The sequence below is a fragment of the Paenibacillus vini genome (assembly GCF_018403325.1).
Classification (GTDB): domain Bacteria; phylum Bacillota; class Bacilli; order Paenibacillales; family Paenibacillaceae; genus Fontibacillus; species Fontibacillus vini.
On sequence record NZ_BOSL01000008.1, the window covers coordinates 151770 to 178295 of the forward strand.

The following is a 26526-nucleotide window of genomic DNA, read 5'->3' on the forward strand; positions in this document are numbered from 1 at the left end:
GGGGATTTTCATTGGAACTGTATGGAGCTAAATTTGTAAAGGCTGTCTCTTAGCTAACTAATTCCGGGATAATATGACTTTATAAAGTTTAATAACGCTGAGATGCATGCCTTCATGGTATAAATTGAAACTGAGGAATTGTTCGGGCGTTTCCAGAACCATTCCCGCAGATGTAGTATATGGCGGGACAATCTTGTCTTGCAAACGATGACCCAGAGCAGTTCGTATCCGCTCTTGCTGTTCTTTCAGCAGAGTCTCAAGCTCCGGCAATGTAGGCACTTGAAAGGATGCGGGCCAATTTAACGGTGAAGACCCGTTTTCGAATTGTTCGCTGAATCCATTCGGCAGTTGTTGCGGAAGATTCAATTGTTTAAATGCAAACCGTTCACATACGACATAAATGTGCCCTAAATTCCACCTTATATTATTTCGGAATCCTTCGGGGATCCGGTCTGCGAGTTCCTCCGTAACTCCCTCCATCAATTTTAAGGTTTGGCCTCTTACAAAGGCTAATTGATTGAACAAGAACTGCTCCATTACTATCACTCCTTATATTGGGTATAATCGGATCAATCTTTGATTCGTGGGATTCTTAATACTCACTTTAATCGTTATTCAATGATCTCAAACTCTCTCCAATTGTCCGATGCCAATTCACTTTTTTTGTCTACAAGCTTCAATCCCAATGCAGTTAAAACCTCTCTCAATGGATAGAAGGTTTGCCCTTTCCAATGTATTTGTTTTTTTGAGTCCAAGACATAGGATTTTTCTTGATTAGCGACGGTAATCTTTCCGTTCTCTTCAAGCATTGTTCCGCCCAGCAAAGTCATTAACTCGCCAACAGGGGTGTAAGTTGTCAGATTCGAAATTCTAAACGTTCCTTGACCGGAATATTGCATATAGTCTCCCTTGAAGCTGACAGGAATCGGATCATTCGTGGACAAATACCCGCTTAAAGAAAATGTATAGTAAGGCGTAAAATAAGCATCAACTACATTTCCGTAGTTCCAAGGTGTCTTGACTTCGGGATCAATGGTTCTATACGTTGCAGGATTTAACATACCGGATTGAATGATATGGTCAGTGTTTGCAATCCAATTGATTTTATAATCTATCGACGATGGCAACCCGACTGAATTAACAAGGATACTTCTGATAAGAACTCCCGTCTTCGTATCATAAATTCGGTATTCTACTTTGTCCATCACTCTTCTCTTGTTCTCGAAGAAACTGAGATAAAGAACTAGCGTTTCCCCCTTCGGACTAATCTGCGCAACAGCATTAGAATAGCTCGAACGTTTAAAATTTGCTTCATGTAACGTAAGAATCTTTCCGTTAATGATAAGTTCATGCTTTACGATATCTCCGGCTTTTGATTCTTTGAAGATAGTGGAACCGCTCAATTTTTTCTTGTATACATAATCTTCCGAACGATTTTTTCTGTAAGAGTGAAGTTTTACAACGGTACCGTCCGCCTTGATCTCATAGGGATATTCACCAGGATTGGTTTTATAACTAGAGGTCTTGGTATCAAAATAAATAGGTGGGTCAAAATAGATCGCTCCCAATGCAGGCGCGGGGTCGAAGTAATTTCCGTTAAGCCCACTAATCATAAACGAATTTCTGTTTTCTATGGGCCATTGTTTGGTCTTATGTATCAGCTTGTTTGTCAATAAAGAATAAATTAAGAATTCATTATCGGAGCTCCTTTTAACGATATACATTCCGGCATCTGGATATACCCCATCAATGACTTCTCCCGGTACGCTTCGCTCAGCTAAAAAGGCTATCGATTCTTTTCGGCTATCATAACTGATGATCTTCTCCGTTATTCCGCTCTTTAAAATAGTGTACGAAATATGAGGACTCTTCGAATTCATGCCCTGAACGGAACGGAAACTATATTCTTTAGACGTATCAATAAAATCAAGCTCGACATTTTCGACAGTAAACAATCCCGTTTTGTAATCAACACTTGTCGTTCGAAACACAGGAGATCCTGTTTTGTTTCGCCAATAGGTATGGCCCATCCATTCGAAATACACTTTCGCTTTATCAAGGGTATCTGTGTTGTTTGAGCTTCCATAAACCGGGTTCCATGACGATGCGAGAATTTCAAAGGATAGCAGAAGAATCAAGAACAAAGCTAAGGGACGCAATCTTTTCATATTGACCTCCAATGAATACCATGGTTTCTCCTATCCTTCGACAAAAAGGTAGCATTTTCCTGTTCCGAAATTATTCGAACTCCACCATTATATTGACTATTTCAGACCTCGTACCGATCCGAATCGGGGGTCCCCAGAAACCGAAACCGGATGTAACTATGGATTGCATGTTTCCTTTTTTGAGATAACCCCAATCATTCTCGAAAAGCGCATTTGTAATCAAGTTACCGAGAAATACCTGACCGCGGTGAGTATGGCCTGAAACGACAAGGTCCACTCCCGCTTGTTCGGAGAGCCCTAATTTCGTAGGCTGATGATCCAATAGAATTATCGGCTTCTCCGGGTCAGTATCGGTCATCAGCTTGTCTACCGTGAGCCGGTCGGGATCGCTCATGTCTTTGCGCCCAACAATCGTAAGCTGGTCATTGATCGTTATCGTTTCGTCATATAGAACATTAATTCCGCTGTGTTCTAAAGTATCAATCAATTCCTGCATCGTGCCCTTATGTTTATCATGATTGCCCAGCGTAGCGTAAACACCGTATGGCGGAGCATCAAGTTTAGCCAATATCACATCGATCTTCTGATCGATAAAAGGTTGAATATCGTCGTCGAACATGTCACCCGGCAGCAAAATGAGATCCGGCTTGAGCGCATTCATTTCCTTGACCAACCGCTCCGCATGATCTTTGCCCGATAACAACCCAAAATGCGTATCCGCCGCCATCGCAATGTTAAGTGAAGAGAGCGATGATGAACCTTTTTCCATCTTAATTCTATATGTAGTTATGATCGGGCTGTAGGCATTGAAAGTACCGTAGCCCATTAAAGAAATCACCAATACCAGTGTCGCCATTCCCGCCCAGAACTGAGTTCTCTGCCGGGGCAACCGGGTGAGACGTAACAGAATGACCGTTATATGAGCAAGCGGTACCAGCAATAGCAGCAAATAAAATATGGCCATCCAATAAGCCCCGACAATCCCCAAGATCTTTAGTCCAGGAATTCGTCCGATGATGAACGAACAAGCGGCCAGTCCGACCACGAGGATGTAGAGAGTCTTGAATTTCCAGGACGAACTAGTCGGTCGAAGCCAGCGGTACCCGCGCCAACCGATATAATAAACTAACCCGCCGTAAATTAAGATGGCGAAGATTCCGATAACGATAAGCATGTCCATTCCCCTTCGTCGTTTCTCAACTAAACCTATCATATCTTTGATGGAAACAAAAATAAACAACAGCCGGTCGTTATGACCGGCTGCTGATTTTAACATCTTACATGTCTCCGTTTGAAACCCAGTTGCTGTTTGTCTACTGCTTTTTGAATGTTGTCGGAAGCATTTAGGAATTTACTTTTCGATTTATCCTTGTTGACTTCGACAGGGCCGACTGCTTTTGCCGTCTCGACGGCCTGATCGTGCAGCGGCATATAGGAAACCGCCACGGTGTAAATAAAGTTATTCATCGCATATTTGGTTCGCTCAGGAGCATCGTGAATCCGGCTTTTCACCATGTCGAGCATCGCGGAAATTTTATCTTCGGCAAATTCGCTGTCAGGCCGGTTGCCCAAAAGCCAGCAATAACAACTCCAACCCCCGGACATCCTCAGCTCTTCCCCGCTCGCGATCCATTTATCGGCTACTTCTTGGGCAATATCGCTTTCGGACAAGGTTACCGCAACGACATAATCGGATAACATATAAAAATACGCCGCATCCATCCAACGATCATAATCGTCTTCCGTCATAGCTTTGGGGTCGGCAATGATCCCGGCAAAGTACATGGCGTCGTAGTTGCCGGTAGCGTAAAGCTCCTCAGCTAATGGCTGATTTATTTTGGTTTTCTTGAAGATGGGTTTCATGTGACCCGTAGCCACGCCAAATAACGGTTCATGCGCGCCATTGGATAAATATATTTTCTTCGTACGTTCCTTACCAAGCGACTCAAGCTCCTGCATGACCATGTCCAAATTCATGAAATAGCACTTCCCTTAACTTTTAAATACTTTCATCCAGTTTATTATAACCCATACCGTCAAAGGAAGTATCCTTACTGAATTAATAGACACGCAGCTTGTAGTGGTCAATAAATAGTCGGTACCATGCCCCCATCCATGCGAATCGGTGAACCTTTAAATGCAGATGCATAAGGGCTGCAAATAAATGCAGCTAGCCTGCCTATTTCACTTGGACGGATAAATCGCTGAATTTCGGATTGAGGCAGGTTTGAAGCCATAAACTGTTTCTCTTTTTCTGCAAAAGTCATATTGCCATCAGCAAAGATACCTTCAATGATTTGCTGTACATTTTCGGAGAGCGTCGGTCCCGGCATAATCGTGTTGACGGTAACTTCCGTTCCGATTGTTAATTTGGACAAGCTCTTCGACAGAGACAATAACATGGATTTAGTCATGCAATATTGAGGCATTTGTCCCGAAGGCATTACGGCTTCTTCACTCGCAATAAAGATAATGCGGCCAAAATTGTTGTTCAGCATGTGAGGCAAATAATATTTTGACAACCCATTCGCCGCAAGAACATTGGTCTGGAAATATTTATTCCATACTTCATCGTCGACATCTTCATATGACATGATTTCGTATATGCCCGCATTGTTAATCAAAATATCAACACTCGGGAATTTAGCGAATAAAGCCTCTCTTTGCCCGATATCCACGATATCAGCAGCAGCATTTTGAGGATTGGTTTCCGGAAATGCCAGTTTTATTTCATTAACGGTTCGCTGCACTTCCTCCTCATTTCGCCCATTGATCAGGACATTGACCCCTTCTTTGGCGAGCTCCAAGGCAATGGCTTTACCTATACCTTTGGATGATCCTGTAATTAACGCTGTTTTATTCTTTAATCCCATATCCATCCTGCATTTCTCCTATATCAGTAAATTTCAAAGCAGTCTTATGCTTCGGATAGGGATTATCTTACCTTGTCTTAATCATTAGGTAACTAGCGCCATACGCCAATCTTCTTGTTTAACACGCCACATCCAATAAATCAGTTTATCCCCAAGTGCTCCGTACGCCATTGCGATGGGGTATCCCCTTCCCATAGCCGAAAAGCACGGTAGAATGAGTTCTGATCTTCATAGCCAACCAGGAATGCTACTTCTTTAATTTCGAGTGAGGGGTCTGACAGATACTCCCGTGCCTGTTCATGTCTAGCCTCCGATAACAGCTGCTTGAAGCTTGTGTTCTCGTCTGTCAGCCGTCTTTGCAGCGTCCGATCGCTCATTCCGAGCTCTTTTGCGACAACCTGAATGTCAGGCCGTCCCCCCGTAAGACTGCGTTTCAGGATCCATTTAACCTTCTCCGTTATGGTGAGCGTTCGCTGTTGTTCACTAAGCGATTGATCCAGGGCGGGGGTCAATATTTCTAGCAGCTCTTCGTTATACGACTTAAAAGGAAGATTCAAATCTTTCCGATGCAATATCAGCCGGTTATGATCGGCGCCTATGACGATCTCACAACCAAAGAATTCCTCCAGAGCCTGGACATCGCCCATGGAATTTGTAAATTCAACGCACTTTGCTGTCAAGTGTTCCCCCGTTCCCCTTCGCCCTAGCTCCAGCAAAAATGCCAGCGTGATACCAACCAGTAAAGGCGGACCGGATTGATCGGGATTTAGCCACTCCAGCTCAATGGTGCAATTCTCTGCTTCATCGGTAATTCGCAAGCTTTCGGGAGGACACAATCGCTTGTACCTTGCCATTCGATAAAGGGCATCGCGGTAATCACGAGCGTGGTAAGTCGCTAAAACGTTGGGCGGATACTTGGACGTTTCAAAGGCGGTTGCAAGCTCAATGATTCCTCTGGCCGTGTCGCCAATGAGATCGGAATAGGCCTGCCAGATATCAAAATATTGGGCGGTGGAAACTTCCGTTTCAGTAATAATGGTCAGGGGCAGTCCCGCTTTGCGAGCTACGTCTTGAGCGGAGATCCCTAAGGTTCGCAATCCGTCCCAAAATCCTGGCGGGAATTTTATTCGTTCAAAAGGTTGAGACTTCATCTCTATATCCCTCCTTTCTTAGCAATTTCTAGAAAACAGCAGACGATTCTACTGGAGCCCATCACGCGCTTTGATGCGATCTGTTCCTTAGAACAGAAGCGTCTCCGCGGGCCTAACCTCAGCAACTGAACGGAATTTATCGTTATATTCCTGAATGATTTCTGAAGCTGTCCGGTCAACTTGGTTATTGGTGGTGTGTGCGTCTTCGACGACAATGACTTCATAACCCAACTGACTTGCCCTCATACTGGTTGCATGTACGCACATATCGGTTTGAATGCCTGTAACCACCAGCTTACGGATTCCGAGAGACTCCAGTTTTTCTTGCAGGTCGGTCTCATGAAATCCATCGGGTTTACGCTTTTGAACGATAGTATCACCCTCTTCGGGTGCAATTCTGGACTGGATCTGCCAGTCCGCACTATGAGGTACCAGCTGCTCGCCCGGCTCCTCGTTATGCTGAATGTAAATAACAGGTACCTGAGAGGCACGCGCTTTTGAAATCAACCAATCAATCTTGTCCAGTAGGACTTCCCCCTGAAACACGGGATAATCCGGATCAAACATTCCTTCCTGTACGTCAATGACCAATAAGGCGGTGTGGTTATTCATGATCATTCTCCTTAAAATAATGGGATACAACCTACTTATCCGGGCATAGCTCATGGATTTTGGAGACGAGATCCTCTACGTTGGAATGAAAAACCTGGTTAGCGTCACTCCACGCCGAATTTAGAAAATAAGACGCGTGAAACTTCCATCCCGGATGATCCGGATTGAAATTCAGTTGAATTTCCCGTCCGGGCTTTCCGCGGAACTTCCGGGACCCCGGCTTGCGCCATCTGCCGATCCGGGTGATTTTGTCCTGTTTCTGACCGGTAATATAAGTGAATTGCTTATTGAATGAGATATCCTTCAAAAAGAATTTAGGGCTGCCTACCGCAAATACTTGAACCTCCCGAAAACCGTGCTTTTCCTCCAAGTTCAGCCCTGCCCGGTAAGCAATCACGCTGCCGGCGCTATGCCCGACCAGGATGAGTTGATCTGCGGCCGCTCCATGCTCACGAATGATTTCCACTGCAGCTTTCACCCGCCGAGATTCCTCATGGATTAGATCATACCCGACTGGAGCAAGCTGCCATGCCAATAGACGGGATAATGAGGAACGATTAGTTCCGTCCGCCATCCCATAGGGAAAGATCATTACGATTTTGATATGGGGATATCGCTTGGCGAACTCGCCGGCAGCAGCTTCAAAGTTATTCCGATAGGTTAGTATACCGGCAACAAAAAACACTATTGTTCGGCACATATGCGTACACGTGCTTTTGGAGGATACGAAAGTCTCAATCATGATTCAAATCCCCTTAGTCATTTGAGGTCAACATCTTTCTTTTTCAAATTGTGATTTTTCGGAAACGCTTCGTGTTTTGAAACACGGATCATCTCTTCGGGGAAAAACTTCCTAAAATACTTTTCCACCCGCACATGGATATCCTTATCATTCCACTTCGTTAGTTGATGGTTTTCAAACAGACTTGGCATCCCCAATCGCTCCGATCTTTTACCCATAGAACCGTCTCCGATATTAAGCGTATCGATCCAGATTCGATCGACGATTCCCTCCAGCGCCTTTGGGAAATCAGGCGTAAAGGGCAGCACGGGAGAGATGGCGGCCTGGGTGGTTACTCCGGCATCATGGATTTGTTTTAGCGCTTTTAACCGCAGTTGAATGCCAGGAGCATAAGGTGCAAAGATCCGCTTTATATCTTCACGGTCGGTTTCAATCGTCATGGATACCAGAACTTCACATTTTTCCTTTAGAACTGAAATTAATTCAAGATCCCTTGTAACAAGCGGACTGCGAGTCTGGATCTGGAGAAAATCGGGCGGATGTTGTATCATTTCCTCCAATACCCGCCGAGTGACCTCCGCTTTGCGCTCAATAGGTTGGTAAGGGTCCGTAGCCGAAGACATAAAAATATGAACCGGTTTGCTTTTTTTACGAAGCTTGATGATTTCATTGCGGTAATTTTCTGCGGCATTGATTTTAATGTCGACCCATTCTCCCCAAGGAATATCCTTGAATTTTTGAATCGGCATTTCCCTCACATAACAATACTTGCAAGAAAATGCGCAGCCGCTGTAAGGATTTAATGAATGAGTGAAACCTACGTCCAAGTACCCCTTGGCTTCGCTCAATATTTTTTTTGATATGATATCTTTTATCTCAATGGACATGGCATTGTTGCTCGTTGTAGCGCTAATATACTTTACTATACTCTCTAATGGGACATTTGAAAAAGGGACTGTAAAATTTAAACAAAAAAGAAGGGAAGCCCGGCTCCCTTCCTCTCTTGATCTCAGAAGATTTATTTGGTTTACATAATTATATTTCTGTTACCATTTCGATTAATTCTACTTTCAAATGTCACAAACTCAGATTTTATAAAAGCTGAGATAAACGATCCAATTGCAGCAAATGATGCCGATAATGCATTTCGACCAGCAAAAACCACTCTTTAGCGTTTAACGCACCTAATCTGGGATGCGGGATCTTATATGCTTCAGACGCCTGACTCAAGGCAGACTCTGTACGTTTCATCCTTTCCACTACACTTCGGAGACCTTCCGCAAGCTGCTCCTTGCTCTCCGGTTGCTGCGGGGTGTATTGCGGCGAAGCCGGGACACGGATCCGAACGGGCGGAAAACTTCCAAGTTCGAATACCTCCCTGCCTTGTTCCGTCTTGATGCCCGAAACGACCACCGTTGCCTCATTTCCGGCCAAGCATTGATCAACATTATTTAGCTGCATGAATTGTGCCGATTGAATCAAATGCATATACATTTGCCCGATGGACCATTCATCCTCATCCGTTTTCCTAAGTAATTGTTCCATTTCAAGGCTATCCAGTTTAATCAAATACCGGTCCACTGTAGCTTCAAACTCATGTAATGCTTCCGCTGTGTTTCTCACTAGAACAACAACTCCTCTTTCGTCTTGGGTATAATCCCAATATAAAATAACGCTACTGACAACAGTGTGTCAGTAGCGTTTAAATATCTTTTCAGCTTCTTCCCGAACCCGGTTCCGCAGAGACTCCGGTTCTATTACCTCCACGTCCGCTCCCCATCCAAGAATATAAGGGAGCAGCTCTTCCGACTGCCAAACGCGAAAGGTGACCATGAGTCCATCGTCCAATTCCTTTGTCATTTCCATATAAAATCTTCCGGTTTCGGCGATTTTATCGGCAATTTCGGGACTCGCCTTAAGCAGCACTTCAAGGTTACGTTCGTTTTGCGGGCGATAGTCACGCAGATTAAATCCGGGCGGCATGGAATAGCTCTCCTCTAACACCGCAAGATCCGCCATCCGTGACAAACGGAAATGGCGGATATCTTGCCGAAGCTCACAGCGCGCGATCAAAGTCCAATTTCCCTGAACGAGCGCAAGTCCATATGGCGAGACATTCCGCCTGCTCTCCCGATTACCGTCGGGCTCAGGTATTTTTTTCAGATAGGTAAAGCTTAATTTACGGCGATCCAGAATGGCCCGTCGCGTTTTTTCAAGATAGTCCTTTTCTTTCCGCGCGGTTACCTGTTCGCCGGCATGAAGGAGCCGCATCGTATCCCGAATACGTACGGACTCTTTACGAATAGGCTCCGGAAGAATCGCTTCAATTTTTACTTTGGCCGTCTTGGCGACCCTATCATAATCAGCATCCAGCCGCTGCTCAATAAAATCCGCCCCCATTAACAAAGCCACAGCCTCTTCAGCCGTAAAACCTACCGGCGGCAGGAAATACCCTTCCATCAAGGAATAACCCTGACCCGGAGCCCCGACAATCGGAACCCCCGCTTCGCTAAGCGCTTGAATATCGCGGTATATCGTGCGCACGCTCGTCTCGAATCGGGCCGCCAAATCCTCTGCGCGAAGCATCTTACTGTGCTGGAGCTCAAGCGTGATTGCGAGCTGCCGTTCCGTTTTGTTCATTCCTTTCCCCCTATCGACCGTTATTCCGGGACAGCTGCAGGGATCGAGCCCGTTAGCAGCGCTCCTCCCTCCGGATGGTTACTTGCGGCAAGATCCCCTCCGTGCATTCTTACAATTCGCTGTGAAATCGTTAAACCAAGCCCGCTCCCTCCGGTCGAACGATTTCTGGATTGTTCTCCGCGATATAGCGGTTCAAACACATGCTGCATTTCCTCTTCAGTGAAGCCAGGCCCCGTATCCCTGATCTTAAACAGTACTTTGTCTTCCTCCAAATAACAATTCACTTCAATTTTCCCATAGATGGGGGTATGTCTTACAGCATTATCTAAGAGGTTGTTCATGGCACGTTCCAACAAGTGCGGATCACCGTTAAGGGAACATACGCCCTGGGAGCCCAATGAAATCGTAATTTGCTTTTGTTGGGCTTGCAGGCTCAAGCTATCTATCGATTTTCGAAATATTAGATTTAAATCCAAAGTCTCTGTGATCAGTTTTGATTCCAAATAATCCATCTTTGTAAAGGTGAACAAGTCCTCAACCAACCGGTCCAATTGCGCCGATTTTTCTTTGCAAACCGCCAAATACTTATTCATTTTCTCCGGGGACTGAGCCACGCCTTGCTCCAAGCCATCCAGGTAACCCCTCAATGCGAACAACGGTGTCCGTAAATCATGCGCTACAGCCGAAATCACGAAGCGTCGTTCCTCTTCCAGCTCCACTTGTTTTTGAATGGATTGACGGAGTCCCTTAACCATCAACTCAAATCCGTCTCGCACCTCAGCAATTTCTGTGATTTTGGTCGATGGCAGCTGCACATCCAAATCTCCAGTTGCAATTTGTCTTGCGGCATAACCCATCTTTTCGAGGGGCTTAAGAAGAAATCTGCGCATCTCAAATCCAACTATAAAGAAAGCTAACAGCAGCCCGGTTATCGCAGCAATCATTTGAACCGTTCTTGTCTTCGGCAGATAAATGACAACCTCGCCAAGCTTACGACCGTCCTCCAGAATCGATAATCGTTCAATCGGCGCAGAAGCGTCCATGCCCTTCAAAGCGGACCGAAAAATCACCTGATCCGAAGCATCCAGGATCACAGCTTCCATCTCCGTTTCGCGCAATTTGATTTGCAATTGGTCAATCCATTGAGGATCGTTCCATTTGCCAGCACCCGCTTCGATCAGTTGAGTTGTCTCGGTCAACTGTTCTTGTATTAGCTCATTATGCGCCTGACTTCTTGAAAAGCCGAGCGTATTTGTTTCCATAAAATTAGAGATTACGAAGAATATCCAGGGCGCTGATAGGATGAAAAAGAAACAAAGCAAGGTAAAAGTACGAATGCGTAATGTTCTCATCTCATCCTCCCTCAAAACGATACCCGATACCCCATACATTGACCAGATATTGCGGTTGGTTCGGATCCCCTTCAATCTTTTCACGAAGCCGGCTTAAATGAACCCGAATCGTATGTCTGTCGCCGACTCCGTCCCAGAACTTCGCAAGCAGCTGGTCATATGTAAAAACTTGTCTGGGGTGTTCAGCAAATAAGCGCAGCAGTTCATATTCTTTCGGTGTAAGTACGACGTTGTTACCTTCTACAAAAACCTCTCTCGCGGTGAGGTTTAGTTTGATACGGCCATAATCCAATATTTGCTCTGCCTTTGGCTGCCGGGTATCGGCGCGCCGCAAAACAGCCTTTACTCTAGCAACGATCTCCCCAGGTGAAGCGGTTTTAACAATATAATCATCACCGCCGAGCGTCAATCCTCGAATCTTGTCTACATCATCACTGCGGGCACTCAAGAAAAGTATAGGGACATCGCTCTCCGCACGAATTCGGCGGCACAACTCAAACCCGTTTTGTCCAGGCATCATAATGTCCAGAACAATGCAATGAATCGGCTCGCTCTGAAATGCGTCCCAGGCCTGCTCAGCGTCACAAGCGGTAATTACTTGAAAATAATCGTTCTCCAAAAAGTCTCTCAGCAGCTCGACGATACTTTGGTCATCGTCTACCACCAGGATCGTATGTAATGAACTCATGAACATCCCACCTTGCATCCTAATATACCATTTTTTTCGCATCAGCAAGCATGACCGTATGTTTTGTGATGAGTTGTTTATAGTTTTGTGACCTTTTCCTAGCTTCATTTGAGATGTTCCGTTGTTAAGATTGATGCAGTTGAGTCGGAATGTCTACATACCGGGTTAAACATCTACCTGCAAAAAATGAGTTTAGGAGGATAAATCATGATATCGGTTCAAGTCGTACTCTTTGATGGATTCGACCTATTGGATGCCATTGCGCCTTATGAGGTGTTTTGTGCAGCGACTTTGTTTACGGAAAACACGTTAAACGTGGAATTGGTCACCGCCGAAGGGCCTAGATTCGTGACTAGCGGCATTAACGGATTAAAAATTGAAGCGCACGGCAAGTTGAACCCGGAACTTGCAGGGATTATTGTCGTCCCCGGAGCTTCCGGACCTATAGATGGCCACGGCCCTGCTTCGGTCCCGTCGATTCTGGGAGCAGCAGCGAATTCGGATCTTACCGGACTGATGGAGCGAGCCCTGGGAAGGAACGATGTTATAGTCGCCACGGTATGCGGCGGCTCCCTGGTGTTAGCCATGGGAGGGTTATTGGAAGGCAGATCGGCGGTCACGAATCATCTGGGCATGGATTTGCTTGGAGCAACAGGTGCCATTCCCGTCTCAGCGCGTGTAGTGGACGACGGCAATCTGGTTACCGGCGGCGGAGTTACTTCAGGGCTCGATGTCGCGTTATATCTTCTGGAACGTGAGCTCGGGCCGCGCATCGCCCTCGCGGTTGAGCAATTGTTTGAATTTGAGCGGAGAGGAACGGTCTGGCGGGCGATGGGAATGGCACCAAACACTCAAATGACACCCGCGGATGAGAGTGCGAACATCCCCTCTATTCACGATGATTCCCTGAACAGCAAAGCTACTTTTGCCTCCGCCTTTGATGGCGATTGGGATACGACGATCGTAACGCCGGTCGGAAAGTTAGAAGTCAGACTTTCGATTTCAACGAATGACGGGATCATTCAGGGTACGGCAACCCAAGGAAACGATAAAATTCCTTTCATAAATCCCGTACTTCTTAACGATAAGCTGGCCTGGAATCTGCGAGTTACAAAACCGTTACGCTTAAATCTTAAATTCGAAGTATCCGCGGACGGTGAACTTATGACCGGAGTCGCAAAAGCGGGCTTGCTGCCTGCATCCAAATTAACGGGCAAACGCATTTCAGGGGCGTCATCCTGATTAGGTCAAAGCCCCAAGGAGTGATTACTTACCTATGAAAAAACGGAAATGGTTATACGGAGCATTAGCGGGTATCAGTTTTATATTTATCGTGTACGCCTTGGCGGATAACTTTATCTTTGATCCCGAGGCTAAAGAATTTCTAAGTCATAAAACCGGACTCAGGCGCGAACTTAAACCCGCGGTCTGGTTAAATGTGATGCGTATTCATGTGGCATTAGCCTGTATCGCGATGGCAACGGGACTGATTAACTTTTTGAAGCGAGTGCGTGATCGCAGTATTTTAGTTCATCGCATTAACGGTTATGTCTATCTGATATCCGTTCTTGTCGTCGTATTGACATCCGGATACATGGCGCCTTACGCCACAGGAGGAAAAATAGCAAGCATCGGATTCAACGCGATCAATATGATATGGCTGATCATCACCGCTACAGCGCTAGTTCAAATCAAAAAAAAGCGGATACAAGCTCACCGGAACTGGATGGTTCGCAGTTATGCCTATTGTTATACGAATCTGTCAATTCATCTCGTCACCGCTCTGTTTCATCAGGGCTTTGGATTTCAATACGTCACCAGTTACACCATAGGCGTTTATGGCACTATAGCGTTATTATTGGCAATTCCGGAAGCGATCCTCAGAAAGTTAGAACCCGCCTGACAATAGCCCGCTCTTTAGAGCGGGCTAGATTTTTGTATTCCTAAAGAAACGTTTTGCGAATAGAATAGTGCCATTTTCTCTGTATATTTGAAATCTTAGGAATTATAAATATTGATCTGGTAAAAATACATTTGATCCTCAACCATAACCCATTATTTCATCGATGCCGGGGGGTTAAGTAGAATGTGGTCCATCCTCATGACTTTCATACCGAGTTGGAAACTGATCGCTCAGGCATTTTTGCTCCTTGCCGTTCCGGTTCTAATGATTTTGATGTCAAAGGTGATCCGAAAATCGGTAGTCAACACCTTCGCCTTAAAGCCTGATTCCCCTTCCCCGCCCGAAACAGAGATTGGCTTGGCGAATGTTCCGATAACCGGAACGTACGATTCCGATATCGTAACGGTACGAAATGCGATTGGCGACCAAGCGGATGTACTGATCCGTGAAATAGTCATTAGCGGAACAGAAACCCGCGTCGCCATTGTATTTTTGGAAGGTTTGACGGACAGCGATTTGATTGACAGCCATCTGATCACTCCATTAATACACCGAGGCGTACCGGAAGAGGATCGCTCCAGCTTCCATGACTCTTTGAGCGCATATTTAACGGAACGGCTTATCCCTGCCAGCGACATCAAAAAGTCTTCCGATTTTCAAGCTCTCGTGGAAGGGATTCTGTTCGGCCAAACCGGAGTTCTCGTAGAAGGCTTGCAAGAAGTGCTCCTTATCGGCACTGCCAAGGGTAAAAGCCGAAGCCTCGAAGAGCCTATGTCCGAAGCTCTTTTACGAGGACCGCGCACAGGCTTCACGGAGCGAATCAGCGACAACACGGGTTTACTCCGTAGGCATGGCGAAAACGGAAGTCTCACACTGACCAAGTTTCAAATAGGGAGCCGCGTCAAGAAGATCTTGATCCTGGCATATATGCGGGATATCGCAGACCCGAACCTAGTGGATGAAGTAACTTCGCGTATTCAAAGAATCGATATTGACGACCCGATCGAGTCGGGCTATATCGAACAGTTAATCGAAGATAACGTGTTAAGCCCGTTTCAGCAAATGCAAAATACGGAAAGACCGGACCGGGTCATTGCGGGATTGCTGGAAGGACGAGTAGCCATATTACTCGACGGCACGCCATTTGCCCTTGTTTTGCCGGTCACCTTCAGCATGCTGCTGCAATCACCTGAAGATTATTATGAACGTTGGCTTCCCGGATCGTTTATGCGGCTATTACGTTTTTTGGCTGCTCTCCTGGCATTGCTAGCTCCGGCGTTGTATATTTCCTTCATTTCGTTTCACCCGGGACTTATCCCCACGAAATTGGCTCTTTCCATAATAGAGAACCGGCAGGGAGTTCCATTCCCTTCGTTTATCGAAGCCCTGATCATGGAGATCTCCATCGAAATTCTTCGGGAGGCCGGGATCCGGCTCCCTAAACCGATCGGGCCGGCTATGGGTATCGTCGGAGGTCTGATCATCGGCGACGCTGCGGTCAACGCCGGTATCGTCAGTCCTTTTCTCGTGATCGTCGTAGCGGTAACCGCCATATCTTCCTTTACCATTCCCGTATACAGTGCCGGACTCACGCTGCGTATCCTCCGGTTTACCGGAATGTTCTGCGCGGCCACATTGGGACTGTTTGGCGTGGTTATGTTCTTTCTGCTGATTTGCAGTCATCTTGTGCGGTTAAAGAGCTTCGGCGTCCCTTACGTAACTCCGATCGTACCTTACGGTTTTAGCGATTGGAAGGATCTGTTTGTTCGCGTTCCGTTAAAAATCATGAAAATGCGCCCTGTCATGTTTAATGCAAAGGATAAAGATCGAAGAAATTAGAGTCATTGATGTAATCGGGAAGGATGTCGGAAGCATGAGTGGTACGAGCAATAGCCAAAAAGACCAAATCACCACCTCGCAAACCGCTGTCATGGTCATTAACTATATGCTTGGTGCTGGTATCCTTACCCTTCCTAGAACGATGGTGGAAGCCGCTAAAACTCCTGATGTCTGGATATCCATTCTTATTTCCGGAACGATCATATTGGCATCCGGTTGGATCATCGTGAAGCTCTGCAGCCGATTCCAAGGACAAACTTTGTTCCAGTTCCTGCCCGAAATTACGGGAAGAGCCATCGCGATGTTGATCAGTATTCTGGTCATATCTTATTTTCTGGCGATTTCCGCCTTTGAAATCCGGATCATGGCGGAAACCGGGTTTTACCTATTGGAAGGCACGCCTTCCTGGGCAATCGTGATGACATTCATGTGGATCGGTTTGTATTTAATACTGGGTGGCGTTAGCTGTCTCTCCCGTCTCTACGAAATCATTTTACCGATCACGCTCGTATTTTTCTTGATAGCTATCCTGCTCAGCAGCCGTATATTCGATATCGATCATTTGAGGCCGGTCCTGGGCTCGGGCATTACGCCTGTGCTTAAAGGAATCAAGCCTTCGTTGTTGTCCTTTACGGGTTATGAAATCATGCTTGTCGCTTTGGCATACATGAAGAATCAGGGAAAAGCGAATAAAGCCATGATAGCCGGTGTTACGGTGCCGGTCGTCATTTATTTAATTACCGTCATTATGGTCATAGGCGGCCTCTCTATCAACGGGCTGGAGAAAAGAACCTGGCCTACCTTGGATCTTATGAGAAGCTTTGAGGTGCAGGGTCTCATTTTTGAGCGTTTCGAATCCCTTTTGCTCGTGATCTGGATTATGCAAATCTTTTCGACATTTACGGTTACGCACTATGCAGCCTCACTCGGCTGGTCGCAAATGTTCAATAGAAATTTCCGACCTTTCGTATTCGCCATGCTCCCCGTCATCTATCTGATCGCCATGGTTCCCAAAGATATTAACCAGGTGTTTAATCTCGGCGATATGTTCGGCAATGTCTCCGTCTATTTGTTCGGAGGTGTACCGCTGATATTGCTATTCGTTAGCATCCTCCGCAAAAAAGGAGCGAAACCGGAATGAAGCGATACCTCCTCTTCGTCTTGCGGATTGCCGTTGCTGTTTCGCTGGTACTGAATACCGGCTGCTGGAGCAGCAATGAAATTGAAGATCTCAGCGTCTATGTAGGCCTAGCCCTTGACGTGGCTCAGGAATCCAAATTCGAACAGGGCATCGAGAAACAAGGTGCTTCCTATCCCAAACATAACATGTTGACGGCAACGGTCCAAATCGTCCCTCCGGTCACGGGCAAAGGCCAGAAACAAGGGGGGACTTCGTCCGAGCAAGCTACGACATATATCAATGAAAAACTGACGGGAGACTCCCTCATCCAAATATTCCGCCAATTCGCGCTGCGCAGAGACCGACCGCTCATCGGACATCATCTCAAAGTGATTGTTGTCTCATCGGAATTGGCCAAGCGATATAGCCTGGAGCAAATTTTCGATTTTGTTCTCCGGGATAATGATATCCGGCCAAGTTGCCTGGTGTTAGTCAGCCATCGGAACGCCTTTGAGTCACTTAGCACAAGCGAACCGGGAGAAATCCCCGCCATCTATCTTGCCGGGCTCGTCAAAAATCGGTACCGGTCCAATAAAATCATTCCCCCGGTGTCCCTGATCAAACTGGATAGTCGAATGCAATCCGGATCAAGCTTTTTGCTGCAAAATGTCATAACCTCGGAAAATGAACATAAGTTTTCCGGAGCCGGCATTTTTAAAGGGAGCACCAAGAAATGGATCGGCGAGCTAAATGAATTCGATCTGGAAGGACTATCATGGTTCTCGTTCGACGTTATAGGCGGAGCGGTCAAGACTTATGCCCACGAAGGGTATACGATTACTTACGAGCCTAAGCGCTCCAACAGTAAGATCATCCCCAAAGTCCAGGGCGACGATATTTCCTTTCATATTAAAGTTTCGTCCGAGGGGAGTTTAATGGAAGATTGGAGTTTTCCGGAAATCCCTTCCTCAGAAGAATACATGCGCGAGTTGGAGAAACTGTTCGAAAAACAAGTCAACAAACAGATCCAACAGGTGCTGTACAAAATGCAGCATGTATACCGCGTCGACGTCGGTGGATTTAACGAGCAACTACGCATCAAATACCCTAAGGTTTGGAACCGGGTAAAGGAGGACTGGGACGAAACCTTCAGCAGCATTCCGATTACCTATGAAGTCGACATGAATATAACGGATTTCGGGTCTTCCAATGACTGAATCGGAAACGGCTGCCTTTCAAGGGCAGCCGTTCCATTTATATCACGGGTATCTCTATCGTAGTCATCGCGCTCCGCTTCTGCTCGTCATTGATATGCGTATAAATCATAGTCGTTTCGATCGATGCATGGCCCAGTAGCTCTTTGACGACGCGGATATCCACATTATTATTCAGCAGCATCGTAGCAAAGGAGTGCCTCAGCTTATGACAAGAAAGTCTCATATCGGTCATTTGCGGATGATCCTGCTTAAACGCATCGAAGACTTGAGCGGCGATCTTCTGAATCTGACGGATCGATAGCCTTCTTCCTTTTTGGGACACGAAAAATGCTTCTTCTTTGGAGCTATAAGGCTGAATACGTTCCTCCGCCACTTTTACAAGTACATCTACAACCATTTCCGGCAACGGAATCTCATTCCACTTGCGCCCTTTCCCCAACACTTCAAGCGTTCCCTTTTCCTTCTTAAAATGAGAAAGATTCAATCGATGCACTTCCCCCACCCGTAGACCGCAATACCCCATCAACAGGAAAATAGCCAAGTTCCGATCCCGAAACCGCCCCTCCACATAAGTGAGCACTTTCTTTAGTTCCTGCTCTTCCAAGTAGACGGGTATCTTGTTTTTCTCGGTCTTGGATTTCTTCACCTCTAAAGCGGGGTTTCTTGTTGCAAGCTCAAAATCGATCAGCGACGTGTAAAACGACCGGATGGCGGACAGCGTTCTGTTCCTCGTTCGATCTCCGGCCGATTCCTGTTTGGATACAAGAAAACTGACAACATGTAACTTACCAGCCTGCTGCACCGGAAGTTCATCTAAAGAAGATAGATAATCGAATACTTCCCTCTTATATTCTTTTCTAGTGGCCTCGGTATAACCGGACTGCTTCATCCAAATCGTAAAAGCCTGAATCGGCTCGGAGTAGATTTCTTCGATGTCATATTTATTCGTCAACGCAATCCCTCGCTATTTTATGTATAATATGCTAGATTCTAGCACTAATCTTAATAGGCAAGTGGCCATTCGCCTTTAAACAAATCGCTTAGAATTGAAAGTGCGCAAAATACGTGTTTGGCGTACTTATTTTAGCACATATGTTCCCTGAAGGAAACATTGCTTGGCAGGCTGGCTAAAGCCTAAACAGAAAACCCGCGCCCCGAAATTCTAGTTGATAAGTGGAAACCTGTCATTTTAGCACATCTTTTTCAAAATGGAATTATGAGATTCAGCGAACTTCAAAAAGCAATACCTGGTATAACAAAAAAATGCTCACGGCACATTTAAGGGATTTATCAAGTCACATACGAAAAAAGAGCACTCGAAGTTATCTCGAGTGCTCTTTTTTCTGCTGTCATAGTCTTATGTTCCTGTAGCTACTAATTACTTCTCTTCCATTCATCAACTACTGCTCTTACAAGTCTTTTTGCTGTATCTGCTCGAAAAGGCATGACATGACCGTGAAACATATAGTAGATTATATAGCTGTCATGAGTTTCATAGCCGCCTTTTATCCATTCTTCTCTATTCGGAAGATAGCCCGTGCAGCCATTGGTATACCCATTGAAAAATAAAAGTGGATCGTCTGTTTGTTCCGTAACCGCAAGCGAAAGCTCACAGAAAATTTCATCTGACACACCACACAGGCTGCCCTCATTCAACAATAGAAAATGGATGCTACGGTTCTGCGTTTGAGTGGTTATCCCGGCGTTTCTTAACTGTTCACATTCACTAAGCCAACCTGTCGCATCCAAGCCTGATTTTTCCGCAATTTGTCTTGCTTCATCAACTTCTGGAACATCAGAGTACATTTGAATCTCTGTTTCCACCATATGCAAACGTGTTATTTTTTTTGGGGTAAATCGAAGTTTTGTCGCAGATTGCAGAAGCTCATCTGCTATGCGATCAACATCGGATGTAGTGCCGCCATCAATTTTATCTACACCAACAGGCTTAATGTTTCCTGCAGCACCTTGTATCATCATAATTGGACAACCGTAATGTTCTGCAATTTTTTCCCGCGTCGCACCGAAATAGTCGCTTGACAGTTTGTTACTATGGCTCATTAAGATATTGGCATGAGCACAAACCCGTAATAGCATTACAATCGATTTTTGAGTAGTAGAATTAACAATTTGCAATGCTCCAAGGCGCTTATCAACAACGCTGCACCCATCCCGCCGGTTTTCACCTATATCTGTTTCGCCAACTGCCCAGGAGACGAGGCATGGCTGTAAATTTACTAGCGCATTTGTTATACAGGAAATCACTCTATCACATAAGAGCGAATAATACTTTTGTCCATTAAGCGGCGACAAAGGATCAGGTGCCGAGTGGGTATGGGAAAAATTGAGCATAACATTAGTGGCAGTAGTGCCCAATGCTTCCGCAACCCTTTCCCGCAATTCATTTGATAAAGCTGTTGTAAAGCCTAAGCTATCTATGGCAATCAAGCAATAGCGGTCATTTTGATGTTCAAACAGTACTATTTGTGCTTTCAATGGATAATGAATACCGTTTACTTTGTTCTTCTCACGCGAACGGCCAATCATTTCTACAGGAAAATCCGGGGTAATATCCGTCTGCGAAAAAGCAGCTCTATAGTTATAGTTCATTTAGCTTTTCTCCTTGATTTGAATTTTGGAAAAAGCCATGAGTAGGACAAAATTTATCGTTTCATGCACCTTGTCCTATTGGCTATGCATGAAACGGTTACAATCAATAGTTTCATATGCTTCCCTCGTTCGTTGAAATTGTATTCTTAAAGTTAATTATATATTAGTTTGTTAAGAGGGACTATCCGAAAAGAATGGTTTGTTGACCAGACCTCATACACAAAGATGTTCTACTAACTCAAAGGCAATACCTCAGAATTTTGAGATGTTGTTTGAACTAACCTGCCCGTTAGCTTAATGGGAATTGTAGTTTGATATTCATCTAATCGGTATTCGGACTATGTTCTTGTACATTCCGGCAATAGGAACAAGTTCTTGTCCTTGGCTCGGGACAAGAACTTGTTCCGATAAAAAAAAGCCGCTAAAATAGCGACTTTCAATGAGACTATCTTCTTGTCCATAGTCAGTCCTTTACAGAACGGCCGTCATTTTCTTGGCAAGCTCGGATATTTTTTGATTTCGTAAATAATCCTCCATCTTCTCTTCCGCCGTTACCATGATTTTCTGAATCATACAATCTTGACCGTGGTTTAAGTCACATTCAAATAAGGAAGCGTTGCCCTCAATGGCATGAATGATGTCCAGGAACGAGATCTCTTCCCAATTTCGCTTTAAGCGGTATCCCCCATTGGCGCCTGAAGTCGACTCGATCATTCCGGCCTTGACCAGCTTGGTCAGAATTTTGGATAAATACGTCGGTGAAACCTCTTGTCGTTCCGCCAGCTGCTGTACGCCGATGAGTTTATTCGGGGGGACGACAGCAAGAAAGAGCATGGTATGAAGAGCATAGTTCGTCGCTTTAGAAAATTTCATAGCGGAGTGTCCACCTCAATCAAAGACTTTATTTGCCCATGATAACTATTAAGCTCCTTTGTGTCAAATCAGCCTCTTCGTCATTGTGAAGATAAAGCCTGTGATTTACAACGGAATTCGTTGGGGGCCACCCCATATTGTTTTTTAAAGACCCGATAAAATGATCGCAAGCTGTTGAACCCGGAATCAAAGGCGATGTCGGTGACCGGATGGATTGTAGATAACAGCAGCATGTGCGCATAAGCTGCCCGCTGGCTATTGATGTAATCGCGAAAAGAAACTTGGAATTGCTCGGAGAAAATCCGGGAGATCATAAATTTACTAATGCCCAGTTCCTTTGAAAGCGCATCCAAGTTAATGGGTTCTAAAAAGTGCATGTCGATGTAAGCAAGGATTTTCAGAATCATATCCATGTCGTTCTTGTAGTCCACTCTCTTCATGTACATTAACGGTAGAGCGTGCCCTAAGATGGCGGAAACATAGGCTCTAAGTAATCGATCGTCGCTTTTTTCTATATAGAGTTTATACAAGGTTGCCATGAGATCCGTAATTACCTTGTTCCTGGGAACTACGGACTTGTCCGGAACATAATGAAGCAAATCCCCCGTAAAATCTCCCGGAAATGTGGCCTCGAAGAACATCAGCAAAATTTGATTGCTTTCTGTGGTTTTGTAGCTGTGAGGCTGATTGGGAAAAATGATGGCCACTTCCCCTTCGGACAATTCATAGTCTTCTCCATTAATGAAAATATTGATTTTGCCGGACATAACCATGGTTATCTCAACATTTTTATGCAGATGAAGCGGATAGGTGTTATTGGTGGAAATAAAGGAGTGAAACGCCTTGTCGCGATGCTGATATTTCATCTTCATCTCTTTCTCCCCTATCGGCCTGCCATGCAGCAAGTTAATAGAATTCTAAGAAGATAATACCGATCTGATCTCTTGCACACAAGGTCCCTAAGCAATAGTTGGCACAAAAAAGCATCCTTTTTGGCAGGAAAATACGGCCTTAAAGTTTTAAAGTAATAGCTGCAGGCATACCAACCACTTTACCCTGAAAGGAGGAAGTATAACAGGATCACTATCGGACAATAAGTCTGCATCCCTATCCATGTTATACGTCAAGCGATGAGGCTAAGAAATAAAAGATCCGGCAAGGCAGAAGCTCTTTTGTTGAGTTTTACGGTAGCGCTTTCAGTTTTAGGGGGATCTCCTTTGGATGCCTCAGGACAATCAACTGGAGACCATAGTATATCGGAAGGTGCCCCAATCCTTGCTTTTCCCGGCGCGGAAGGCGGCGGCGCTTATGCCAGCGGCGGCCGGGGCGGCGACGTTTATATCGTAACAACCTTGAAGGATTATGGAGAAAAGGATCAACCTATTGAAGGATCACTGCGGTATGGGGTCGTTTCTACCCCTAAAGAAGGACGTACGATTGTTTTTCATGTATCCGGTACGATCGAGCTCCAAAGCACCCTGCGATTCAAAGACATTAAAAATCTGACAATCGCCGGGCAAACCGCACCGGGCAACGGTATTACGATTGCGGGCTGGGATACCAACATTAGCAATTCCGAAAATATTATCCTCAGGTACCTCTCCTTCCGTCCGGGCGCAACCAATGTTTATAACGGCAGCGATTCTATGGATGCGCTTTGGGGAAGAGACAACGACAACTTTATCATTGACCATTGTTCCTTCAGCTGGAATACGGATGAGACCCTGTCCTTGTATAGAGGAGAAAACGGTACAATTCAGTGGTCCATCATTTCGGAGAGCCTGACCCTTTCCGGCCATTCCAAAGGGAGACACGGCTACGGCGGCATTGCCGGCGGAGATAAGACCACGTTCCATCACAATCTGTACGCCAACCATACATCGCGAAACCCTCGACTCGGTGGCGGATATGCCGGTGCGGCGGACGCAGACCATGTGGCAGTAGTCCAGTTCTCCAACAACGTCATTTATAACTGGGGCTTTAACGGTACTTACGGCGGTGGCTTTACCTACACGAATTATATGAACAATATCGAACTTGCCGGTCCGGGAACAAGGGATAACGTAATTAACCAAGTAATTGATGCAGGGGAATCCACGAAGCTTGGGGGATTCTACATCGACGGGAACCGGATTAACGGCAAGCTTACGGGATTGCTGGATGAATCCTCGGATTACGTGAAATTTTCCGGTGTCAATAGCGGGGATCAAATGACAACCATTGCGGCAAAGCCCTATCTTTCGGCGGACAGCACGGGAGTAAATCATGGCATCACCAATCAGGCGTTTGATAATTACATTAAATCCGGCATCAAACATGCGAATGAGCCCTTACTGAGAAGCATACTGCAACAAGCAGGCGCAACCTATCCGCGACGCGATGCGATCGATGCGAGAATTGTGGCGGAGGTTGAGCAAGGTTTGGGAAGATACATCAATACGGAACATGAGGTTGGTGGCTACATTACGGACTTTGGCGTCGCCGAGGAACAGCGTGATGACCAATTTGATACCAATCGAAACGGAATCGACGACAAATGGGAAAAGAAGAACAATATCTGGGATATCAAGGATGCTTACAAGACGGTTACTCAGAGCGGTTATACCTGGCTTGAACTTTATATAAACGGGCTTGTTGATATGGATCACAAAGCGGAAAATCCCGAAGCTGTGATCATGTCACCGGCTAACAATGCACAATTCGTTACAGGCAAAGAGATTGAAGTTAAAATCAAAGCCTCTTCCAAATTCGGGCACAAAATCAATAAAGTCGCTGTCTATAATGGATCCCAATATCTCGGAGATGCTGTGAAGAAAGGCAGTACGTACTCCTATACGATCAAAGGATTAAAAGATGCTTCCCACTATCTCTCGGCAAGAGTCACGGATACCGCGGGAAATGAGACTCAGACTACCGCAGCTAACATTCATGTCAATACCTCCTCCGCTACCCTCGCTAATGAGGGCTGGATATCCTCGGATATCGGAAACCCGGATATTAAGGGTTCCGGAAGCATGACGGATGGGGTAATCACCGTAAAGGGTAACGGGAAACTTGGTATGAGTGAAGGCAGCATGAAACAATCCGAAGCAAATAATGCAGCCAAAGACGATTTCCACTTTGTGTATAAAAAAATGGACGGTGATTTTGAGCTTACAGCGAAGTTGGAGGAGATCGGAGCCGTTGATAACCATGCCTTCACCGGGCTGATTATTCGCGATGAATTAAAGGATGACAGTGCCGCGGCAGCCCTCGGTCTCTCCTGGGTCAAGCTGTCCAAAGCAACCAGCTGGTCCGCTTATCTGGCGGGCAGAAACGAGCAAGGCGGTCCATTTGACGAATTGACGGAAACTTTAGACAGTGCTTCTGCAGCCGCTAAGGCTGGCATTCAATTACTTCCGGATGTTCCTTTTAAAACAAACGGCGTCCCGCAAGGATATTGGCTCAAACTAGGACGAAACGGGGATACCTTCTGCGCTTACGGATCAACCGACGGAAAGGATTGGACACCTATCGGCGAACGGACAATCGTCATGCAAGATTCGGTTTATATCGGATTTGCCGTTGACAGCAATGATGTCGCCAATAAGATTGAACAACTGAATTATGCTAAATTCTCTAACATAACGCTGAAGGATAGCTTTACCCCACTAGGGAAGTAGCGAGATATCAAAAGCTTCACTAACCTGAACAAGACGGCAGCCCCTTCATTGGCTGCCGTCTTGTTATGCATTAGGAGAAACTTCACATGTTCATGCTTACAAATTCAATCTCTGTTGGATGATGACGGCCAATTCTTCTGCTGTATTCCAAACAAACGGACGGACCTCTTTGATTTGTCCGGGAAGCAGATCGGCATCCCCGCTATGAACGGTCCAGATTACAGGAATGTTCAAACCTAGTGCATATCCCGCCGCCATATACACCTCAGGGGACTGACCGGTTAAATCCGCGATAATCAGTTTACTGTCCGCAATGAGCTCCAAGGAGTACTTCTCTGAGTGATTTGTCTTCGCATGGGCAACCAACTGCGGCAAATAACCGTACTGCTCAATTTTAGGAAGCAGGATCTCCGTCCATTCCGCAAGCAGCATGTTCCCATCTCCGACGAGAACGGTACAAGGTTTAAATTTCTTCCCTCCTGCGCTGGCGGCAGCGATGCTCCAACCTTTTTCCGTAAGCTTAAAGGCCGTCCCTTCCCTGATCAGCAGGTCAGCGGTGCTCAGTGTATCTATAAGATATACCAACTCTTGTAAATTAGGAGAATACGTCAAGTTATAATTGCTCGAGAGCGGATGAATGATTACCGTTTCACCCGGCGCTTCGGAATGTCTGTACAAATATTGCAACAGCCGATTTCCCTTATCCTCCATGGTTACAGGGATATCCGATGAATTTGCGATGGAATCCAAATCGTCGGCGGATATTACGACCTTTTCATCGCGATCGGTCTGCTCCCGGATATATGCCGATACCAAATGCAGCATATTCCGTTTCTTCTGGTGCGGGAAAGAACGAACCGTCTCATAACTGCCTCTCTCCAAGCTATAAAACCCGCCGGGAGAACAGGAGCAACCCATATATTTATCGAATTCGGCTTCCGTGGCTATAGGGACAATCTGATCGCAGAACAAACATTGCTTCTTCATCATAACAACTCATCACCTCTCATCAATAGCTATCCTCTACCATACCAAGATTCTATTGAAAAATTGACAAGAAGATTTATCCAGAAGAC

The 26526-nt window shown here is 45.7% G+C and carries 25 protein-coding genes; 7 read left to right on the forward strand and 18 right to left on the reverse strand.

All coding sequences use genetic code 11. The features are described from left to right. Nucleotides 1-57: 57 nt before the first annotated feature. The 13 genes from KJS57_RS14055 to KJS57_RS14115 form a co-directional block, all read right to left on the reverse strand. Nucleotides 58-537 carry a DinB family protein gene (locus KJS57_RS14055; protein WP_213655275.1) on the reverse strand — a complete coding sequence of 160 codons (480 nt, stop codon included), beginning with the start codon at nucleotides 535-537 and terminating at the stop codon, nucleotides 58-60. A 74-nt stretch (nucleotides 538-611) separates the two neighbouring features. Then, nucleotides 612-2168: a hypothetical protein gene (locus KJS57_RS14060; protein WP_213655276.1), complete on the reverse strand. Its 1557-nt coding sequence runs from the start codon at nucleotides 2166-2168 to the stop codon at nucleotides 612-614. Between the two features lie 70 nt (nucleotides 2169-2238). Continuing rightward, a complete protein-coding gene (locus KJS57_RS14065) occupies nucleotides 2239-3342 on the reverse strand; it encodes a metallophosphoesterase (RefSeq protein ID WP_213655358.1) in 1104 nt (367 codons plus the stop codon). A gap of 95 nt (nucleotides 3343-3437) precedes the next feature. Further along, nucleotides 3438-4145 carry a DNA alkylation repair protein gene (locus KJS57_RS14070; protein ID WP_213655277.1) on the reverse strand — a complete coding sequence of 236 codons (708 nt, stop codon included), beginning with the start codon at nucleotides 4143-4145 and terminating at the stop codon, nucleotides 3438-3440. Nucleotides 4146-4252: 107 nt separating this feature from the next. After that, nucleotides 4253-5047, reverse strand: a complete 795-nt coding sequence (locus tag KJS57_RS14075) for an SDR family NAD(P)-dependent oxidoreductase (RefSeq protein WP_213655278.1) — start codon at nucleotides 5045-5047, stop codon at nucleotides 4253-4255. Between the two features lie 134 nt (nucleotides 5048-5181). Then, the gene (locus KJS57_RS14080) at nucleotides 5182-6192 is read right to left on the reverse strand and encodes an AraC family transcriptional regulator (RefSeq protein ID WP_213655279.1); all 1011 of its coding nucleotides are present in this window, start codon (nucleotides 6190-6192) and stop codon (nucleotides 5182-5184) included. Between the two features lie 87 nt (nucleotides 6193-6279). Next, nucleotides 6280-6804: a cysteine hydrolase family protein gene (locus KJS57_RS14085; protein WP_213655280.1), complete on the reverse strand. Its 525-nt coding sequence runs from the start codon at nucleotides 6802-6804 to the stop codon at nucleotides 6280-6282. A gap of 31 nt (nucleotides 6805-6835) precedes the next feature. Further along, nucleotides 6836-7546, reverse strand: coding sequence for an alpha/beta hydrolase (locus KJS57_RS14090; protein WP_213655281.1), 711 nt, complete (start codon nucleotides 7544-7546; stop codon nucleotides 6836-6838). Nucleotides 7547-7563: 17 nt separating this feature from the next. Beyond that, entirely contained in the window at nucleotides 7564-8433 is an 870-nt protein-coding gene (locus tag KJS57_RS14095) for an SPL family radical SAM protein (RefSeq protein ID WP_213655282.1), read from the reverse strand. A gap of 205 nt (nucleotides 8434-8638) precedes the next feature. Continuing rightward, nucleotides 8639-9169, reverse strand: a complete 531-nt coding sequence (locus KJS57_RS14100) for a DinB family protein (RefSeq protein ID WP_213655283.1) — start codon at nucleotides 9167-9169, stop codon at nucleotides 8639-8641. A gap of 69 nt (nucleotides 9170-9238) precedes the next feature. Further along, nucleotides 9239-10186 (reverse strand): helix-turn-helix transcriptional regulator, encoded by a 948-nt coding sequence (locus KJS57_RS14105; RefSeq protein ID WP_213655284.1) that lies wholly within the window; start codon nucleotides 10184-10186, stop codon nucleotides 9239-9241. Between the two features lie 20 nt (nucleotides 10187-10206). Continuing rightward, a complete protein-coding gene (locus KJS57_RS14110; protein WP_213655285.1) occupies nucleotides 10207-11538 on the reverse strand; it encodes a sensor histidine kinase in 1332 nt (443 codons plus the stop codon). A 1-nt stretch (nucleotide 11539) separates the two neighbouring features. Then, the gene (locus KJS57_RS14115) at nucleotides 11540-12226 is read right to left on the reverse strand and encodes a response regulator transcription factor (protein ID WP_213655286.1); all 687 of its coding nucleotides are present in this window, start codon (nucleotides 12224-12226) and stop codon (nucleotides 11540-11542) included. Between the two features lie 207 nt (nucleotides 12227-12433). Here KJS57_RS14115 and KJS57_RS14120 point away from each other — a divergent pair, with 207 nt between their 5' ends. From KJS57_RS14120 to KJS57_RS14140, 5 genes are all read left to right on the forward strand, one after another. Next, the gene (locus tag KJS57_RS14120) at nucleotides 12434-13468 is read left to right on the forward strand and encodes a DJ-1/PfpI family protein (protein WP_213655287.1); all 1035 of its coding nucleotides are present in this window, start codon (nucleotides 12434-12436) and stop codon (nucleotides 13466-13468) included. A gap of 34 nt (nucleotides 13469-13502) precedes the next feature. After that, a complete protein-coding gene (locus KJS57_RS14125; protein ID WP_213655288.1) occupies nucleotides 13503-14129 on the forward strand; it encodes a DUF2306 domain-containing protein in 627 nt (208 codons plus the stop codon). A gap of 183 nt (nucleotides 14130-14312) precedes the next feature. Next, entirely contained in the window at nucleotides 14313-15968 is a 1656-nt protein-coding gene (locus KJS57_RS14130) for a spore germination protein (RefSeq protein ID WP_213655289.1), read from the forward strand. Nucleotides 15969-16002: 34 nt separating this feature from the next. Then, a complete protein-coding gene (locus KJS57_RS14135) occupies nucleotides 16003-17109 on the forward strand; it encodes a GerAB/ArcD/ProY family transporter (RefSeq protein ID WP_213655290.1) in 1107 nt (368 codons plus the stop codon). Further along, complete coding sequence (locus KJS57_RS14140) at nucleotides 17106-18305, forward strand: Ger(x)C family spore germination protein (RefSeq protein ID WP_213655291.1); 1200 nt, start codon at nucleotides 17106-17108, stop codon at nucleotides 18303-18305. The genes KJS57_RS14135 and KJS57_RS14140 overlap by 4 nt, the downstream gene beginning before the upstream one ends. Before the next feature lie 37 nt (nucleotides 18306-18342). Here the strand turns inward: KJS57_RS14140 and KJS57_RS14145 are convergent, their stop codons facing one another. Beyond that, the gene (locus KJS57_RS14145; RefSeq protein WP_211020424.1) at nucleotides 18343-19257 is read right to left on the reverse strand and encodes a tyrosine-type recombinase/integrase; all 915 of its coding nucleotides are present in this window, start codon (nucleotides 19255-19257) and stop codon (nucleotides 18343-18345) included. 234 nt (nucleotides 19258-19491) lie between these two features. Between KJS57_RS14145 and KJS57_RS14150 the strand changes: the two genes are divergently transcribed. Then, the gene (locus KJS57_RS14150) at nucleotides 19492-19587 is read left to right on the forward strand and encodes a winged helix-turn-helix transcriptional regulator (protein WP_306434230.1); all 96 of its coding nucleotides are present in this window, start codon (nucleotides 19492-19494) and stop codon (nucleotides 19585-19587) included. A 92-nt stretch (nucleotides 19588-19679) separates the two neighbouring features. Here the strand turns inward: KJS57_RS14150 and KJS57_RS14155 are convergent, their stop codons facing one another. The 3 genes from KJS57_RS14155 to KJS57_RS14165 form a co-directional block, all read right to left on the reverse strand. Further along, nucleotides 19680-20915: a hypothetical protein gene (locus tag KJS57_RS14155; RefSeq protein WP_213655292.1), complete on the reverse strand. Its 1236-nt coding sequence runs from the start codon at nucleotides 20913-20915 to the stop codon at nucleotides 19680-19682. Nucleotides 20916-21386: 471 nt separating this feature from the next. Next, the gene (locus tag KJS57_RS14160) at nucleotides 21387-21788 is read right to left on the reverse strand and encodes an Rrf2 family transcriptional regulator (protein ID WP_211020422.1); all 402 of its coding nucleotides are present in this window, start codon (nucleotides 21786-21788) and stop codon (nucleotides 21387-21389) included. 80 nt (nucleotides 21789-21868) lie between these two features. After that, entirely contained in the window at nucleotides 21869-22660 is a 792-nt protein-coding gene (locus tag KJS57_RS14165; protein WP_213655293.1) for an AraC family transcriptional regulator, read from the reverse strand. A 345-nt stretch (nucleotides 22661-23005) separates the two neighbouring features. Here KJS57_RS14165 and KJS57_RS14170 point away from each other — a divergent pair, with 345 nt between their 5' ends. Further along, entirely contained in the window at nucleotides 23006-25450 is a 2445-nt protein-coding gene (locus KJS57_RS14170) for an Ig-like domain-containing protein (protein WP_213655294.1), read from the forward strand. A gap of 96 nt (nucleotides 25451-25546) precedes the next feature. Here the strand turns inward: KJS57_RS14170 and KJS57_RS14175 are convergent, their stop codons facing one another. Next, the gene (locus KJS57_RS14175; protein WP_213655295.1) at nucleotides 25547-26440 is read right to left on the reverse strand and encodes a hypothetical protein; all 894 of its coding nucleotides are present in this window, start codon (nucleotides 26438-26440) and stop codon (nucleotides 25547-25549) included. Nucleotides 26441-26526 lie beyond the last annotated feature (86 nt).

Bases quoted from the DNA above. Each gene is read 5' to 3' on its own strand.
- KJS57_RS14105 (WP_213655284.1), bottom strand. From the start codon at position 10,186: ATGAACAAAACGGAACGGCAGCTCGCAATCACGCTTGAGCTCCAGCAC.
- KJS57_RS14165 (WP_213655293.1), bottom strand. From the start codon at position 22,660: ATGAAGATGAAATATCAGCATCGCGACAAGGCGTTTCACTCCTTTATT.
- KJS57_RS14080 (WP_213655279.1), bottom strand. From the start codon at position 6,192: ATGAAGTCTCAACCTTTTGAACGAATAAAATTCCCGCCAGGATTTTGG.
- KJS57_RS14125 (WP_213655288.1), top strand. From the start codon at position 13,503: ATGAAAAAACGGAAATGGTTATACGGAGCATTAGCGGGTATCAGTTTT.
- KJS57_RS14115 (WP_213655286.1), bottom strand. From the start codon at position 12,226: ATGAGTTCATTACATACGATCCTGGTGGTAGACGATGACCAAAGTATC.
- KJS57_RS14135 (WP_213655290.1), top strand. From the start codon at position 16,003: ATGAGTGGTACGAGCAATAGCCAAAAAGACCAAATCACCACCTCGCAA.
- KJS57_RS14055 (WP_213655275.1), bottom strand. From the start codon at position 537: ATGGAGCAGTTCTTGTTCAATCAATTAGCCTTTGTAAGAGGCCAAACC.
- KJS57_RS14160 (WP_211020422.1), bottom strand. From the start codon at position 21,788: ATGAAATTTTCTAAAGCGACGAACTATGCTCTTCATACCATGCTCTTT.
- KJS57_RS14140 (WP_213655291.1), top strand. From the start codon at position 17,106: ATGAAGCGATACCTCCTCTTCGTCTTGCGGATTGCCGTTGCTGTTTCG.
- KJS57_RS14175 (WP_213655295.1), bottom strand. From the start codon at position 26,440: ATGATGAAGAAGCAATGTTTGTTCTGCGATCAGATTGTCCCTATAGCC.
- KJS57_RS14095 (WP_213655282.1), bottom strand. From the start codon at position 8,433: ATGTCCATTGAGATAAAAGATATCATATCAAAAAAAATATTGAGCGAA.
- KJS57_RS14130 (WP_213655289.1), top strand. From the start codon at position 14,313: ATGTGGTCCATCCTCATGACTTTCATACCGAGTTGGAAACTGATCGCT.
- KJS57_RS14085 (WP_213655280.1), bottom strand. From the start codon at position 6,804: ATGAATAACCACACCGCCTTATTGGTCATTGACGTACAGGAAGGAATG.
- KJS57_RS14075 (WP_213655278.1), bottom strand. From the start codon at position 5,047: ATGGATATGGGATTAAAGAATAAAACAGCGTTAATTACAGGATCATCC.
- KJS57_RS14070 (WP_213655277.1), bottom strand. From the start codon at position 4,145: ATGAATTTGGACATGGTCATGCAGGAGCTTGAGTCGCTTGGTAAGGAA.
- KJS57_RS14120 (WP_213655287.1), top strand. From the start codon at position 12,434: ATGATATCGGTTCAAGTCGTACTCTTTGATGGATTCGACCTATTGGAT.
- KJS57_RS14090 (WP_213655281.1), bottom strand. From the start codon at position 7,546: ATGATTGAGACTTTCGTATCCTCCAAAAGCACGTGTACGCATATGTGC.
- KJS57_RS14060 (WP_213655276.1), bottom strand. From the start codon at position 2,168: ATGAAAAGATTGCGTCCCTTAGCTTTGTTCTTGATTCTTCTGCTATCC.
- KJS57_RS14155 (WP_213655292.1), bottom strand. From the start codon at position 20,915: ATGAACTATAACTATAGAGCTGCTTTTTCGCAGACGGATATTACCCCG.
- KJS57_RS14110 (WP_213655285.1), bottom strand. From the start codon at position 11,538: ATGAGAACATTACGCATTCGTACTTTTACCTTGCTTTGTTTCTTTTTC.
- KJS57_RS14065 (WP_213655358.1), bottom strand. From the start codon at position 3,342: ATGCTTATCGTTATCGGAATCTTCGCCATCTTAATTTACGGCGGGTTA.